The organism is Rhizobium zaerense (assembly GCF_051810725.1).
Classification (GTDB): Bacteria; Pseudomonadota; Alphaproteobacteria; order Rhizobiales; family Rhizobiaceae; genus Rhizobium; species Rhizobium leguminosarum_I.
Genome location: NZ_CM132690.1, coordinates 4,886,465 through 4,900,992 on the forward strand (window position 1 = coordinate 4,886,465; position 14,528 = coordinate 4,900,992).

13 protein-coding genes and 1 tRNA gene are annotated in these 14,528 nt (G+C 60.5%); 9 read left to right on the forward strand and 5 right to left on the reverse strand.

The features are described from left to right. Positions 1–12: 12 nt before the first annotated feature. From pstA to phoR, 4 genes are all read right to left on the reverse strand, one after another. Positions 13–1,335 carry a phosphate ABC transporter permease PstA gene (gene pstA, locus ACS4RR_RS24145; protein ID WP_456189512.1) on the reverse strand — a complete coding sequence of 441 codons (1,323 nt, stop codon included), beginning with the start codon at positions 1,333–1,335 and terminating at the stop codon, positions 13–15. Next, the gene (gene pstC, locus ACS4RR_RS24150; protein WP_456189513.1) at positions 1,332–2,813 is read right to left on the reverse strand and encodes a phosphate ABC transporter permease subunit PstC; all 1,482 of its coding nucleotides are present in this window, start codon (positions 2,811–2,813) and stop codon (positions 1,332–1,334) included. The genes pstA and pstC overlap by 4 nt, the downstream gene beginning before the upstream one ends. 171 nt (positions 2,814–2,984) lie before the next feature. Beyond that, positions 2,985–4,019, reverse strand: a complete 1,035-nt coding sequence (locus tag ACS4RR_RS24155) for a substrate-binding domain-containing protein (RefSeq protein ID WP_456189514.1) — start codon at positions 4,017–4,019, stop codon at positions 2,985–2,987. 615 nt (positions 4,020–4,634) lie between these two features. After that, positions 4,635–5,858, reverse strand: a complete 1,224-nt coding sequence (gene phoR / locus ACS4RR_RS24160) for a phosphate regulon sensor histidine kinase PhoR (protein WP_456189515.1) — start codon at positions 5,856–5,858, stop codon at positions 4,635–4,637. Between the two features lie 242 nt (positions 5,859–6,100). On the opposite strand from phoR, the gene ppk2 reads away from it, so the two are divergent. After that, entirely contained in the window at positions 6,101–6,982 is an 882-nt protein-coding gene (gene ppk2, locus ACS4RR_RS24165; RefSeq protein ID WP_170258830.1) for a polyphosphate kinase 2, read from the forward strand. A gap of 61 nt (positions 6,983–7,043) precedes the next feature. Here ppk2 and ACS4RR_RS24170 read toward each other — a convergent pair whose 3' ends face one another. Continuing rightward, positions 7,044–8,243: a regulator gene (locus ACS4RR_RS24170; RefSeq protein ID WP_456189516.1), complete on the reverse strand. Its 1,200-nt coding sequence runs from the start codon at positions 8,241–8,243 to the stop codon at positions 7,044–7,046. Between the two features lie 288 nt (positions 8,244–8,531). On the opposite strand from ACS4RR_RS24170, the gene ACS4RR_RS24175 reads away from it, so the two are divergent. The 8 genes from ACS4RR_RS24175 to ACS4RR_RS24210 all read left to right on the forward strand — a co-directional run bounded on the left by ACS4RR_RS24175 (position 8,532) and on the right by ACS4RR_RS24210 (position 14,515). Then, a complete protein-coding gene (locus ACS4RR_RS24175; RefSeq protein ID WP_170279106.1) occupies positions 8,532–9,491 on the forward strand; it encodes an NAD(P)H-dependent flavin oxidoreductase in 960 nt (319 codons plus the stop codon). 121 nt (positions 9,492–9,612) lie between these two features. Then, positions 9,613–9,688 (forward strand) — tRNA-Thr (locus tag ACS4RR_RS24180). A gap of 353 nt (positions 9,689–10,041) precedes the next feature. Further along, positions 10,042–11,685: a cytochrome-c oxidase, cbb3-type subunit I gene (gene ccoN / locus ACS4RR_RS24185; RefSeq protein WP_456190171.1), complete on the forward strand. Its 1,644-nt coding sequence runs from the start codon at positions 10,042–10,044 to the stop codon at positions 11,683–11,685. 3 nt (positions 11,686–11,688) lie between these two features. Beyond that, entirely contained in the window at positions 11,689–12,441 is a 753-nt protein-coding gene (ccoO, locus tag ACS4RR_RS24190) for a cytochrome-c oxidase, cbb3-type subunit II (protein ID WP_260297717.1), read from the forward strand. Between the two features lie 18 nt (positions 12,442–12,459). Then, positions 12,460–12,630 carry a CcoQ/FixQ family Cbb3-type cytochrome c oxidase assembly chaperone gene (locus ACS4RR_RS24195; RefSeq protein ID WP_018484640.1) on the forward strand — a complete coding sequence of 57 codons (171 nt, stop codon included), beginning with the start codon at positions 12,460–12,462 and terminating at the stop codon, positions 12,628–12,630. Beyond that, complete coding sequence (gene ccoP, locus ACS4RR_RS24200; RefSeq protein ID WP_456189517.1) at positions 12,621–13,499, forward strand: cytochrome-c oxidase, cbb3-type subunit III; 879 nt, start codon at positions 12,621–12,623, stop codon at positions 13,497–13,499. Before ACS4RR_RS24195 ends, ccoP begins: the two co-directional genes overlap by 10 nt. After that, entirely contained in the window at positions 13,499–13,690 is a 192-nt protein-coding gene (locus ACS4RR_RS24205; RefSeq protein ID WP_260297714.1) for a hypothetical protein, read from the forward strand. Before ccoP ends, ACS4RR_RS24205 begins: the two co-directional genes overlap by 1 nt. Beyond that, on the forward strand, positions 13,691–14,515 hold the full coding sequence (locus ACS4RR_RS24210; RefSeq protein WP_260297713.1) for a DUF2189 domain-containing protein: 825 nt from the start codon (positions 13,691–13,693) through the stop codon (positions 14,513–14,515). The last annotated feature ends 13 nt before the right edge of the window (positions 14,516–14,528 follow it).

Genomic DNA, 14,528 nt, shown 5'->3' on the forward strand with positions numbered 1-14,528 from the left:
GTTTAACTCCGTTTACCAGCGGCGCTCGAAGCGACGACGCAAGAGGATGGCGCCCATGTTCATGACGATCAGGAACAGGAGCAGGACGATGATGGCACCCGAAGTACGCTCAACGAAGGCACGTTCGGCCTCGTTGGCCCACATATAGACCTGTACGGGCAGAGCCGTCGAGGGATCGAGCGGTGTCGTCGGCGCGTTGGCGACGAAGGCGACCATGCCAATCAGGAGCAGCGGCGCGGTTTCGCCGAGCGCGTGCGCCAGGCCGATGATCGTGCCGGTGAGGATGCCTGGCATGGCGAGCGGTAGAACATGGTGGAACACCATCTGCATCTTCGACGCCCCGAGGCCGAGCGCTGCGGCGCGGATCGACGGCGGCACGGCGCGCAGAGCCGCACGCGTGGCGATGATGATCGTCGGCAGGGTCATCAGCGTCAGCACCAGGCCGCCAACCAGCGAAGCCGAGCGCGGCAGGCCGATGAAGTTGATGAAGACGGAAAGACCGAGCAGGCCGTAGACGATGGAAGGAACCGCGGCGAGGTTGTTGATATTGACCTCGATCAGGTCCGTCAGCTTGTTCTTCGGCGCGAACTCCTCGAGATAGATCGAGGCGGCGACGCCGATCGGCAGAGCGAGCACGAGGACGATCAGCATCAGGTAGAGCGAGCCGATCAGGGCGACGCCCAGGCCTGCGGCCTCCGGACGGCTGGAATTGCCGTTGACGAAAAGGCCGGTGTTGAACTGCTTGTGGAGAGCGCCGCTCGCCTTCAGCTCGTTCATCCAGCCGACCTGCTTGTCGTTGACCTTGCGGTTCTTCTCATCGACCGAGAGATCGATCTGGCCCTTGCTGGCGCTGTCGACATTGGCGTCGGCGAGCAGGGTGACGTCGACCGTCCTGCCGATGATCGACGGATCGGCGATCACCATATCGCGCAGCTGAATCGGAGCGCTCTTCGACAGCATGGCGGATGCATCGCGCACGTCGGGACGGCTCGAGGCATTGATGTTCAGCTGCTTGACGATCGCGTCACGCAGGAGAACCGGATAGTTGGCGGCGATCAGCACCGAAGGGTCGGTCGCACGCTTGTTGTTCGGATCGATCGCCTTCTCGGAAAATTCGATCGGCAGGGTGATCGCCGTCTGCTGGAAGGCGGTATAGCCTTTGCCGATCACCGTCCACAGCAGGATGAAGAGGAAGACGAGACCGAAGGTGATGGCGGCGATGCCATAGGCCTGGAACCGGCGCTCGGCAGCATAGCGGCGCTTGATGCCGATATCGCGGCGCGCGGGCGCCGTGGAAACGGTGACGCCTGATGTGGGAGAAACAATATCCGTCATTCGTACTGCTCCCGGTATTTGCGCACGATGTAGAGCGCATAGATATTGAGGCAAAGCGTGATGCAGAACAGCGTGATGCCAAGGGCAAAGGCAACCAGCGTCTGCGGCGAGGTGAACTCAAGGTCGCCGGTCAACTGATTGACGATCTTGACGGTCACCGTCGTCATCGGCTCGAAGGGATTGATCTGGATGCGGGCGGCGACGCCGGCGGCCAGCACGACGATCATGGTTTCGCCGATGGCGCGCGAGGCCGTCATCAGCAATGCGCCGACGATGCCGGGAAGGGCTGCCGGCAAGACCACTTTCTTGATGGTTTCGGAGCGTGTGGCACCAAGACCGAGCGAACCGTCACGCAGTGACCGCGGCACGGCGGTGATGATGTCGTCCGACAGCGAGGACACGTAGGGAATCAGCATGATGCCCATGACGATGCCGGCCGTCAGAACGCTCTGCGCCTGGATGAAATTGCTGTAATTGCCGGACAGAAGGCCGCTAATCTGGGCGGAGAAATCGCGCAGGAACGGACCGACGGTGACGAGCGCGAAGAAGCCATAGACGATCGTCGGAATGCCGGCCAGCACTTCAAGCAGCGGCTTGGCGACCCCGCGCAACTTCGGCGAGGCGTATTCGGCCATGTAGATGGCGGCGAAGAGGCCGACCGGCACGGCGACCAGCATGGCGACCAGGCCAATATAGATCGTTCCGAGCAGCAGCGGGATGAGGCCGAACTGACCGAAGGACGAGCTGCCGGCGCCGGCAAAGCGCGGATCCCAGACGGTGCCGAAGAAGAAGTCCATGGCGGGAACGGCGGCAAAGAAGCGGGCGGCTTCCGACAGCATGGAGAACACGATGCCGATCGTCGTCAGAATGGCGATCGAGGAGGCGAGCAGCAGGCCCCAGAGCATGACGCGCTCGACCCGGTTGCGGGCGCGGAAGCGCGGAGCAATGGAGCGCAACGCATAGAAGGCGCCAGCAATGGCGAGAGCGAAGACAACAGCCGTCATGGCGATGCGGCTCGTCATGCTCAGGGCATTGAGCTTTTTGGCGGCGTCGAGCATGTAAGGCAGCGGCTGGCTGGCAAGCGGCACACCCTTTTCGAGGAGCTTGGCCTGCAGGGCAGCCGGATCGTTGGCGACCGCCGCAGTTTCATCCGAAGTCAGCATTGTCAGGCCGCGGGCCACCGTCGCCACCGTCGAATAGCCAAGATCCTGCTCGACCGAGACTTGCGCCTTGATGTCGTCAGGGAAAGCACCGCGAACCGAGGACTGGATGATGCCGGGGCTGATGGAGAGCCAGAGGCAGAGGACGATGAAGGCAGGAAGAACCGCCCAGATCGCCGCATAGGCGCCGTAATAGGCTGGCCGTGAATGCAAAGCGGAGGATCGGCCTCCGGCAAGCGCCGTGGCCCGGCTGCGCGCGACCAGATAGGCGGCGGCGCCGATCACCCCAAGGCACAAAAGTATGATGGATGTGCTCATTCGATACGTCCCCAGGCCTATAGCCCCCAAAAAGCCCGGCAGCTTCATCAGCCTGCCTTCGGCTTCCAATCACGGAGAAGGAATTCCAACCCTGCAGCTCCAGAACCGCCAGCGCGCAGGGACATAAGACAATGCCGGCGCGGGCTGAAAGGCGCTGCGCCGGCAAAGTGATTACATGGACTTGCCGGCTTCGACGTCCTTGCGGATGACGTCGCGTTCAGCATCCGGAGCGGCAACGAGGCCGTATTCGGCGAGCGGACCGTCAGGGCCGATCATCTGGTCGGATACGAAGAAGTTGACGTATTCCTTCAGGCCAGGAACGGCGCCGAGATGTGCCTTCTTGACGTAGAAGAACAGCGGGCGGGAAACCGGGTAGGTGCCGTTCGCGATCGTTTCGGTGGACGGAACGATACCGCTCATGCTCGCAACCTTGAGCTTGTCGGCATTGTTTTCGTAGAAGGAAAGGCCGAATACGCCGACGCCGGTCTTGTTGGCGGCGATGCGTGCGAGGGTTTCCGGATAGTCGCCGTCGATGTCGACTGCAACGCCGTCCTTACGGACTGCGACGCAGGCCTTGCCCTGGGCAGCCTTGTCGGCGATTTCCTTGGCGATGACGTCGATTGCGCCAGAGGCCTTGCAGCCGGCGGCGAGCACGTTCTGTTCGAAGACTTCGCGGGTGCCGTGCTTTTCGCCCGGGATGTAGACGGCGATATCAACAGCCGGAAGCTTCGGGTTGACTTCCGACCACTTCTTGTACGGATTAGCGACAAGCTTGCCGTCAACGACGACCTGGGCTGCGAGGGCCTTGTAGATGTCGGCAGGAACATAAGCGACGTCAGGGTTGGAAGCGTCGGTTGCGAAGACGATGCCGTCGTAGCCGATCTTGACTTCCTGGATGTCGGTTACGCCGGCGGCCTTGCAGGCTTCGGCTTCGTTCTTGTTGATCGGACGCGAAGCGTTCGCAATGTCGATAGTGTCTTCACCAACACCCTTGCAGAATTCCTTCAGACCAGCGCCCGTGCCGCCGGATTCAACGACCGGCGTCTTGAAGTTGGTGAAGGTTTCGCCGAAGGACTCGGCAACGATCTTTGCGTAAGGCAGGACGGTGGACGAACCAGCGATCTGAATCTGGTCGCGGGCGACGGCAGCGCCAGCGAAAGCAGCAGTTGCAGCGAGCGCGGCAACGGTGAGCTTGAAGGTGTTCATGTAAATCTCCCGGTATTTGGGCTTGTGTGAGTGCGGCCTTAGAGAGGCCCTCGCATGCCTTTTTTCATCGGCGAGACTCTCTTAGCGCTTTATGCACCGTCCTTTTATGTCAAAGCCGTGAAACATTTGTGACAGGTTAAGCTGTTGATTTGTAAGGTTATATTCTGAATTGACCGATCGATCATGTCGGGCGACCGGCAAAGTTCGGTGGTCAGTCCACCTCGCGTTGTAAAAACCAGCCGCACAGCAGAGACGGGCAGTGAGGCGGCGGCTTTCCGCGTCCGCCGTTTCATTAACGTTGTTCCGCGGTGATTTGGGGCCGGCGGAGGTACATGGCGGGGGCATCTCGATTCCCTCTTCTCCCCAGCGGGGAGAAGGTGCCCGTAGGGCGGATGAGGGGGCCGGCGAAGCCGGTCTTTCCAATAACCCGTGAACCGTGCAGGCGTCGCCTCGACCATCGTCAAGGCCCTTGGGCAGGCGTGGCGGGATAGGTGAATTGCGTGAGAGGTCTGCCGTGCGGCCCCCTCATCCGCCTGCCGGCACCTTCTCCCCGAGGGGAGAAGAGGACATGCCGCGACCTCTCCGTTCCCCGCCCAGTTCTCATAGAGCATTGCGTCAGAACCGCACCGTAAAATTGGTGCCCTTGCCGACTTCCGACTTGACGATCAGCCGTGCCCGGTGGCGGGTGAGGATGTGTTTGACGATGGCAAGGCCGAGGCCGGTGCCCTTTTTCGAGCGGCTGTCCTCGATGCTGACGCGATAGAAGCGCTCCGTCAGGCGCGGCACATGCTCGGCCGGAATGCCTGGGCCCTTGTCGACGATGCTGACCTCGACCGGCTGGCCGGTGCCGTTCTTCAGCCAGACATCGACGACCTCGCCCTCCTGGCCGTATTTGCAGGCGTTTTCCATCAGGTTCTCGAAGACTTGGACAAGCTCGTCGCGGTCTCCGAGCACCTCGACCTTGCCGTCGGGCAGATGCAGGTTGATGACGACGCCGACATCCTTTGCCAGCGGCACCAGCGCATCTCTGACATGACCGAGCAGCGGCACCAGATCGACCTTCTCATCCGGGGCGATGTGCGATTTCAGCTCCAGGCGCGAGAGCGACAGCAGGTCGTCGACCAGCCGGCTCATGCGCGTCGTCTGATCGAGCATGATGTTGAGGAAACGCGCCTGCGCCTTCAGATCGTTCTTCGCCGGCCCCTGGATGGTTTCGATGAAGCCGCGCAGCGAGGCAAGCGGCGTGCGCAGCTCGTGGCTGGCATTGGCGACGAAATCCGAGCGCATGCGATCGATGCGGCGGACCTCCGATATATCGCGGAAGGAGAGGATAAAATAGCGCTCATGCGGGCCGTCATCGGCTGCGAATTCTATGGGCGCGCTGCGGACGATATAGACGCGCTCGGACGGCAGCCGCTCGGCATGCTCTATCTGGTTCGGCGCATTAGTGGCGATGGTTTCGCGCACCATGTCGAGCACGCCGGGCGAGCGCATACGGGCCGATATATGGGCGCCGAGCGCCACTTCGCCAAAAGCTTTCTCGGCAGCGCGGTTCTGGAAGAGCACCGAGGCGTCGTCCGACAACACCATGACCGGGATATCGAGGCCGGAGAGCGTGGCGGAAACCTCCGGCAGGCGGCTTGGCGGCGCCTCAGGCTCGATCTCCACCGGCGGGGCCGGTTCGGCCTCGATGATCGGCGCCTCATTGAAAAGCGCGGTGAGGATCATCACAAGCAGGAGGACAAGCACAACCCACTTGTTCATGCCGGCGGCAAGCGCGGCGAGCGCGCTGAGGATCGCCGCAAGCAGCACCGGCCGTTCGCGCCTTATGCGCGCCAACAGGCTTTTTCTCCACGGAATTTCGTCTGGCAAGTGCCCTCGCGGCGTCGATTCGTTTTTCTCTATATTGAACTCTGCCTGATAGCGGCAATTCATGACAGAAGTTTTCGGGTGGCCGCACCTCAAGCGAAAGGCCGCAGCCGAAACCCACGAAAAATGATCGGCCGCCCGTGAAAGATTTGATTTTCAACGGTAACTATGTTCGCCTGCAGAAAGAGAACAATCAGGCCGAGGAGCACCATATGGACGAGAAGGTCGAAAACAGGGCCGTGGAGCTGGAGATCCGCGGAAAGAAACGCATCTTCGATGTCGACGATCCTACCCTGCCGGCCTGGGTCGAGGAACGCGCACTGGAATCCGGCGACTTTCCCCACAAGAGGAAGCTCAAGGAGGAGGACTATCTGGAGCAGTTGGAAAAGCTGCAGATCGAACTCGTCAAGGTGCAGTTCTGGCTGCAGGCTACCGGCAAGCGGGTGATGGCGCTGTTCGAGGGGCGCGACGCTGCCGGCAAGGGCGGTGCGATCTCGGCCTCCTCGGCGCATATGAACCCACGCCTTGCGCGCGTCGTGGCGCTGACCAAGCCGACCGAGCGCGAACAGGGGCAATGGTATTTCCAGCGTTATGTCGCGCAGTTTCCGACATCAGGCGAATTCGTGCTGTTCGACCGCTCCTGGTACAACCGCGCCGGCGTCGAGCCGGTCATGGGTTTCTGCACGCCGCAGCAATATGAGGACTTCCTCAAACAGGCGCCGCAACTCGAAAAGATCATCGCCCATGAGGGCATCTTCTTCTTCAAATTCTATCTCGATATCGGCCGCGAGATGCAGTTGAAGCGTTTCCACGATCGCCGGCATGATCCGCTGAAGGTCTGGAAACTGTCGTCGATGGACATCGCAGCGCTGACGAAATGGGACGATTACAGCGACAAGCGCAACCGGATGCTCAAAGAAACCCATACGGATTTCGCGCCCTGGACAGTAATCCACGGCAATGACAAGCGGCGGGCGCGCCTCGAACTCATCCGCCACATGCTGAACAGGATGGATTATGACGGCAAGGACAAACAGGCGCTCGGCACGGTCGATGCAGAGATCATCGGCTCAGGGCCTGGATTTCTGAAATAGGCGCCGCGCGGAGTTACCGGCTCTGCCGGGACCGAGGTCACCGGCTCCGCCGGGACCGAGGTCACTGCCCCGGCAGGATGCGGATGGCGAAGAGGTTGATGCCGCGCGCCTTGCCGTCGAGATCGCTGTTGATCGTCAGCGTGCCCGGCGAATTCGGCGCCAGCGAGCGGTCGAACTTTACCTGCAGCAGCGCATCCGACTTTTCCCGGGTGACGTTGAAGCGATGGCGGGCGCAATTGCCGAGCGTCTGGAAATTGCACTCGACGGTGACCTGGGTCGGCTCGTCGCTGGTCGACTGCAGCGTCAGCGCGATCGTCGAGGATTTGCCGGCCAACTGCTGCAGCACCGAAGGGGGAACGCTGATCGAGACATTGCCATCGGCTGCACCGCTTTCGGAAATCAGCCGGACGGCGGGGCCATCATTCTCGTCGATTTTTTCGATGCGCGCCCGCGGGCCGCTTTGAATCTTGTCGGCGTCCTCAGGCTTGAACAGCGGGATCCAATCGGCCGAGAAACTGTTCTGCGGATCGATGGTCACCGGCTCATCGGTGTGAGAGCCCGCATTCCCGGCGCTGTCGTCATTGCCGGTGAAATCCTCGGGCTGGGTGCTTGCCGGCGGATTGGCAACGCTGGTGTCGCGCTCGGCCGCCGTCATCAGCAGGCCCGATGTATGTGCCCACCAGGCGCCGATGCCGATGAAGGCGAGCAGGACGCACCAGACGAGCAGCCTCGAAAAAAACTTGCGCGGCTTGCGGCGGCCTGCAGCCCGCTCCGGGCGGAAATCCATATTGGTGGCACGCTGACCGCGGGCAAGCCGCTCCTCGCCGACGGGGGCGGCAGCCAGGTGATCGGCATTGCCGGCATGCACATCGTCGAGGCTGGACTCGTCGCCGCGGCTGAAGGCCACCTCGGGGGTGCGGGTTTCGCCTGCGGGCACGGGACTATCGATAAGGCTGTCGATATCGGCCACGTCACCGCGCGGAACCGGCGGCGCCGGCATTTCCACGACCGGCGGCACGGGCACTTCAGGCGGCCTCTGGCGGGGGTGAAGGCGCTCGCGCTCCTCGCCTTCGATGGCGTGGATGGTGCTTTCCAGGCGATGGCGGTGATGGGCGACGACTTCGGTGTCGGTGATATCCTGCTTGCGCAGGCCGGCTTCCAGCGCCTGGCGGGCCGACTGATAGATCCTCGCTCGAACCTCCGGATTATCGCGATCGGAATTTTCGAGCGCAGTTCTGATGGCCGTTTCTAATCCGCTCACGTCAAGTCCTTCACCTTGAATTCGGCATCGGACTGCAATCCCCGCCGTTCTCCATCAAAATTCGGTAGCGGCAAGTGCGGCAAACCGCAAGCCTTGCGAGGGCGGGCCGCAGTTGATCGGCGGGGATAGTCGGCAGGTTTCACCGCTTGCGGGCCTTATTATATGAGCTTTCTCGGACGTATATATTCCGGCTGAAATCGACGAAGGCATGGCAGCCGCTCTTTTATCGCATTTTCATCCCTGTTATGAGATTGACGTTTTCGTAAACGTCAGTGGAAGCGGTGAACCATGGCCCTGCCCCCGATCCTCAAGGACAGATTGAGACTGCCGGTCATCGGCTCGCCGCTGTTCATCATCTCGCATCCGGCGCTGACGCTGGCGCAATGCAAGGCAGGCATCGTCGGAGCGTTTCCGGCGCTGAACGCCCGGCCGGAAAGCCAGCTCGACGAATGGCTGGCCGAGATTACCGAGGAGCTTGCCCGCCACGACACCGCCCATCCCGAGCGGCCGGCCGCGCCCTTTGCCGTCAACCAGATCGTCCACATGTCGAACAAGCGGTTGGAGCACGACCTGTCGCTCTGCGTCAAATACAAGGTGCCGATCGTCATCTCCTCGCTCGGCGCCGTGCCCGAGGTCAACGCCGCCGTGCACTCCTATGGCGGCATCGTGCTGCATGACATCATCAACAACCGCCATGCCCATTCGGCGATCCGCAAGGGAGCCGACGGGCTGATCGCAGTTGCCGCCGGGGCCGGCGGCCATGCCGGCACGCTGTCGCCCTTTGCCCTCGTCCAGGAAATCCGCGAATGGTTCGACGGGCCGCTGCTGCTGGCCGGCGCCATCGCCACCGGCGGCGCCATCCTCGCCGCAGAAGCGATGGGCGCCGACATGGCCTATATCGGCTCGCCCTTCATCGCAACGCAAGAGGCGCGCGCCGCGGACGCCTACAAGCAGGCGATCGTCGAAGGCGCCGCTGGCGATATCGTCTATTCCAACTATTTCACCGGCGTGCACGGCAACTATTTGAAGCCCTCGATCGTGGCTGCCGGCATGGACCCCGACAACCTGCCCTTAGCCGATGCCTCGAAGATGGATTTCGAGCAGGCTATCGGCGGCGCCAAGGCCTGGAAGGACATCTGGGGCAGCGGCCAGGGCATCAGCGCCATCAAGGCCGTCGAGCCGGTCAAAAAATTGGTCGACCGGCTGGAGGCCGAATACAGGGCGGCGCGCGCCCGGCTGGCGCTCTGAGGCGCGCCTTCTGGCCCCCCCCCTCTTTTTTGCCAAAGCCATGACAGGGTGCTTGAATTCTTCGATCAATGCCTGTATCAGCGCCATGCAAATCGCAGGCCGCATGCTTCGGCCGCGAGGGGCCGCTTTAGCTCAGGTGGTAGAGCACATCATTCGTAATGATGGGGTCGCAGGTTCGAGTCCTGCAAGCGGCACCATTTCTTTTCAAGCACTCCGGCCGGCTCCAATTTTCTCGCTCATCCTATTACATGATTTCCTAAATCGGAATCGATTTAAGGAATTATGCAGCAATTCAAAGTGTTACAGCGTCTTCGCGTCTGAAAAGACGCGTGGCGCCTCGGCTAGTGACGAAGCTCGTCTGCGTCAAATGACAACGGGAACGTTCGCTCCCATGGCCGAATAATACGACCTTCTGTTTCAGGGCCAAATCGGCCCAACAGCGATTGTGATGGACGATCTAGTCTATTTTAGCGTGTGCACGCTCGCAGAACTGATTGCCTTTCAACGCTTTGTGGAGCACCATCATCGGCACGGCCGGGGGGATGGAACAATGGGACAACTCACGAGCACGGAGCGGGGGTTTGCGGCAGCTATACTTATCGCTTTGATGGTTGTCGGCGTCGCGATGGCCGCTGCTGGCCGCTTTGATCCCTTCGGCATACACGGCGTTATCGTCTTCGTGTATTGCGGCGCGTTGTTCTGCTACATCCTGACTTTGGCTTTCAGCGAAGAACCGGATGCTTCGCGTTTTTTCAGCTACTATGACGATCCGATCAAGGTCGGCGTGGCCCTCACATTGGCGTGGGCGGTCTTTGGTATGTTCATCGGCGTCTGGGCAGCCGCACAGCTTGCCTGGCCGAGCCTGAATTTTGATACGGCGTGGTCGAGCTTCGGTCGTATACGGCCCGCCCATACCACAGGGGTGATCTTCGGCTTCGGCGGAAACGCTTTGATCGCGACATCATTCCATGTCGTACAGCGAACATCGCGCGCAAGGCTGGCCGATCAACTCTCGCCGTGGTTCGTGATCTTCGGCTTCAACCTTTTCTGTCTGATCGCGGTCAGCGGGTATTTCATGGGCGTTACCCAGTCCAAGGAATACGCGGAAGCGGAATGGTACGCCGACCTCTGGCTCGTGATCGTTTGGATCGCCTATTTCGCGCTCTTCGTACGCACCTTGGCGCGGCGCAAGGAACCCCACATCTACGTGGCCAACTGGTATTATCTCGCCTTCATCATCGTGGTGGCGATCCTCCATATCGTCAACAACCTGGCGGTGCCGGTATCGTTCGGACACGCCAAAAGCTACACGGTCTGGCCCGGTGTACAGGATGCGATGGTCCAGTGGTGGTACGGGCACAACGCCGTGGCGTTTTTTCTGACGTCGGGCTTCCTTGGGATGCTCTACTATTATCTGCCGATCCGCGCCGAGCGGCCGATTTTTTCCTATCGATTGTCCATTCTCAGCTTCTGGGGGATCACCTTCTTCTACATGTGGGCGGGGTCCCACCATCTCCATTACACCGCGCTGCCTATCTGGGTGCAAAACCTTGGAATGACGTTCTCGGTCATGCTGCTCGTTCCGTCGTGGGCGTCGGCCGGGAACGCGTTGCTCACGTTGAACGGGGCTTGGCATCGCGTGCGTGACGACGCCACTCTTCGCTTCATCATGATGGCGGCGTTTTTCTACGGTCTGTCGACATTCGAAGGGTCTTTCATGGCAATCAGACCCGTCAACTCACTGTCTCATTATACCGATTGGACGGTCGGACATGTTCATGCCGGTGCGCTAGGCTGGGTTGCCATGATAACGTTCGGCGCGTTCTACACACTCGTTCCATCGATCTGGAAACGCGAAAGGATGTATTCTGCAGCCCTGGTCGAAGTCCACTTCTGGTTGGCGCTTGCAGGCACGCTCATCTACGTCTTCGCCATGTGGAATTCCGGCATCATCCAGGGCTTGATGTGGCGCACATATTCAGCCGACAACACCCTGGTCTATTCATTCGTCGACAGTCTGCTGGCGATGCATCCCTACTATATCGCACGCGCTTTCGGAGGGCTGCTTTTCCTCCTTGGGGCGATCGTGGCGAGCTTCAATATCTGGATGACTGTCCGAACGGCTCCCGCCGTGGGAGCAGTTCATGACGCGCCCCTGACTTCGGGCCTTCTCGAAAATGCGCCGGCGGAGTGAGAGATGAGCGAACCTCTGCATGGAAGACTGGAACGGACGGCCGTCGGGTTTATGCTGGCTATCGTTGTGGCGGGAAGCGTCGGCGGGCTTGTCGAAATCGCCCCGCTGTTCACGATCCACGAGACGGTCGAGGACGCCCCCGACATGAGAGTGTACACACCCCTCGAGGCGGCGGGCCGGAACATCTATGTGCGAGAAGGCTGTTACGCCTGCCACAGCCAGATGATCAGAACGCTGCGGGACGAGGTCGAGCGGTACGGTCCTTATTCTCTTGCGGTCGAATCCAAGTATGACCATCCCATGTTGTGGGGATCAAAGCGCACCGGTCCCGATCTGGCGCGCATCGGCGGTAAGTATTCCGATCTCTGGCACGTGGCCCATTTGATCAACCCTCGCGAGGTCGTCCCGGAATCCAACATGCCGTCCTATCAATGGTTGGCGACAACCCCGCTCGATCTGGCCGATCTGCGTGACCAACTGGCGGCCCTGAGAACCGTGGGAGTGCCCTATACGGACGAGATGGTCGCAAACGCGTCTGCCGATGCCTTCGGCCAGGCCAATCCAGACAGCGAACAGTCCTCAGGCGTCACGGAACGTTATGGGCAGGACACGCAGGTTTCCGCGTTTGACGGCGTAAAAACCAGCGTGACGGAAATGGACGCGATGGTCGCCTATCTGCAGGTGCTTGGTCGGCTCACGAAGGCTGCCTATCAGAACACTGCGGCACCGGAGCAGGTGCCGAACCCCAACAATTGATTCCTCAGGGGATTTGAAATGGATCTTAGCCACGAAACCATGTTGGAACTGTCCAAGGTTTGGGGCCTGTTCTATCTCATTCTGTTTTCGATCGGGGTGATCATCTACACCTTCTGGCCTTCCAACAAGGCGCGTTTCGATCGGGCGGAAACGGACATATTCGATAAGGACGACACCCCATGGCGATAGAGGAAGTCGATCCCGTAACAGGCCGGAAGACGACGGGACACATTTGGAACGGCATCAAGGAGCTCGATACTCCTGTACCGCGCGGGGTTCTGCTCTTCCTCATCATCACCCACCTGTTCGCCGCTCTCTGGTGGATACTGTATCCGACCTGGCCGCTTGGAAGCACGTATACGAGGGGCCTGATCGGCACGGGTCAAAAGCAGGCGGTAGAGCGAAAGATCATAGAAGCCGACGCTTCGCGCGCGCCCTGGATCGAGAAGATCGAGACCAGTTCCTTTGATGCAATCCGTGCAGACGCAAAGCTGATGGAGAAAGTGGCCTCCAGCGGCCACCAGTTGTTCGGAGACAACTGCGCCGCCTGTCATGGAAGGGACGGCAAGGGCGGACGAGACTTCCCCGACCTGACCGATAACGATTGGCTTTGGGGTGGAGGACCAGAAAAGATCGTCCAGACCATGACGGTGGGAGTCAATACGACGCACTCGCAAAGCCGCGTGTCGCAGATGCCTGCGTTCGGAACAGACGAAATGCTCAACCGAAAACAGGTGAGCGACGTCGCCGCCTATGTCTATTCGTTGAGCAATACGTCCACCGAAGCCGCAGACGCCAGCCAGATAGCTGCTGGCCGCGAGGTGTTCATGGCCAGCTGCGTCGCATGCCACGGCGAAGATGCCAAAGGCAAACAGGATGTCGGTGCGCCGAACCTGACCGATAGCCGCTGGATTTATGGCGGGGGCATCGAACGGATCGTCCAGTCGATCCATGGCGGACGGCAGGGACATATGCCGACCTGGGACGAACGCCTAAGTCCAGCTGAGATAAAGATACTCGCGCTTTATGTGAACAAGCTGGGTGGGGGTCAACAGTGATGGCCCAAGCGAAGAGACCTATACCACGCGCTTTCAAGTGGCTGCTGATCGGGCTGACCGGGGCGATCTTTGTCTGCGCTAACGCCCATTTTGTTTACATGGCGATCGCCACCCAGCCCGCCTGCATCGAGCATATCAAGGAAAAAGGCCAGCAGCCCAACCAATTCAGAGCCGCCGCTTCAGCTTGCTGAATGCGCGAGGAGGATCAGATGCCGCAGGACGACACTTCCGGCCGATATCGGAGCGAGGTATCGGGGATACAGGAGACGATGAATCCCAAGTGGCAGCGGCATCTGCCCCTCGGTGCTGCTTTCGGTTGGCTTGGCCAAGGCTGGCAGGACTTGATCCGGCAACCCTGGCCAAGTCTGGCCTACGGGTTCGTGGTGTTCTTACTGGCGTTGGCGGCCACCGTGATGCTGTTTCGGCTCGAGCGCGACTATCTTCTCTTTCCCGCATTGGCGGGCATATTGATCGTCGCGCCGATCTTTGCCGCAGGGCTCTATGTCAAGAGCAGGAGTTTGGCGAACGGGGAGCGCATCACGCTTCGGGAGATGTTATTCGTCCGGCCGAGAGCTGGAGGGCAGGTGTTTTTCACGGGAATGCTGCTGTGCATGGTGATGCTGCTCTGGATGAGGGCGGCGGTCATTATCTACGCGCTCTTTTTCGGCGTTAATCCGTTCCCCGGCCTTGATGGCGTAGCAAGGCTATTGGTCACCACCCCCTCGGGCTGGGGCATGCTGATCGTCGGCCTGTGCGTGGGCGCATTGTTTGCTGGATTCGCTTTTGCAATCGGGGTGTTCTCAATTCCGATGCTGCTGGATGAGCGCATCGACGCCTTCACAGCGATGGGCGTCAGCGTTGTCATGGTCTGGAACAACATGGGACCGTCAGTGGTCTGGGGCGCGATCGTGCTCGCCCTCTTCCTCGCCAGCCTGCTGACAGGACTTGTCGGACTGATAGTCGTTTTTCCTTTGCTCGGCCACGCCACATGGCATGCCTACAAGGCAATGAGGTAGCGAGGAACGGACA

Coding starts and splice junctions, on each gene's coding strand:
- pstA (WP_456189512.1), bottom strand. CDS start 1,335: ATGACGGATATTGTTTCTCCCACATCAGGCGTCACCGTTTCCACGGCG.
- pstC (WP_456189513.1), bottom strand. CDS start 2,813: ATGAGCACATCCATCATACTTTTGTGCCTTGGGGTGATCGGCGCCGCC.
- ACS4RR_RS24155 (WP_456189514.1), bottom strand. CDS start 4,019: ATGAACACCTTCAAGCTCACCGTTGCCGCGCTCGCTGCAACTGCTGCT.
- ppk2 (WP_170258830.1), top strand. CDS start 6,101: ATGGACGAGAAGGTCGAAAACAGGGCCGTGGAGCTGGAGATCCGCGGA.
- ACS4RR_RS24175 (WP_170279106.1), top strand. CDS start 8,532: ATGGCCCTGCCCCCGATCCTCAAGGACAGATTGAGACTGCCGGTCATC.
- ccoN (WP_456190171.1), top strand. CDS start 10,042: ATGGGACAACTCACGAGCACGGAGCGGGGGTTTGCGGCAGCTATACTT.
- ccoO (WP_260297717.1), top strand. CDS start 11,689: ATGAGCGAACCTCTGCATGGAAGACTGGAACGGACGGCCGTCGGGTTT.
- ACS4RR_RS24195 (WP_018484640.1), top strand. CDS start 12,460: ATGGATCTTAGCCACGAAACCATGTTGGAACTGTCCAAGGTTTGGGGC.
- ccoP (WP_456189517.1), top strand. CDS start 12,621: ATGGCGATAGAGGAAGTCGATCCCGTAACAGGCCGGAAGACGACGGGA.
- ACS4RR_RS24205 (WP_260297714.1), top strand. CDS start 13,499: ATGGCCCAAGCGAAGAGACCTATACCACGCGCTTTCAAGTGGCTGCTG.
- ACS4RR_RS24210 (WP_260297713.1), top strand. CDS start 13,691: ATGCGCGAGGAGGATCAGATGCCGCAGGACGACACTTCCGGCCGATAT.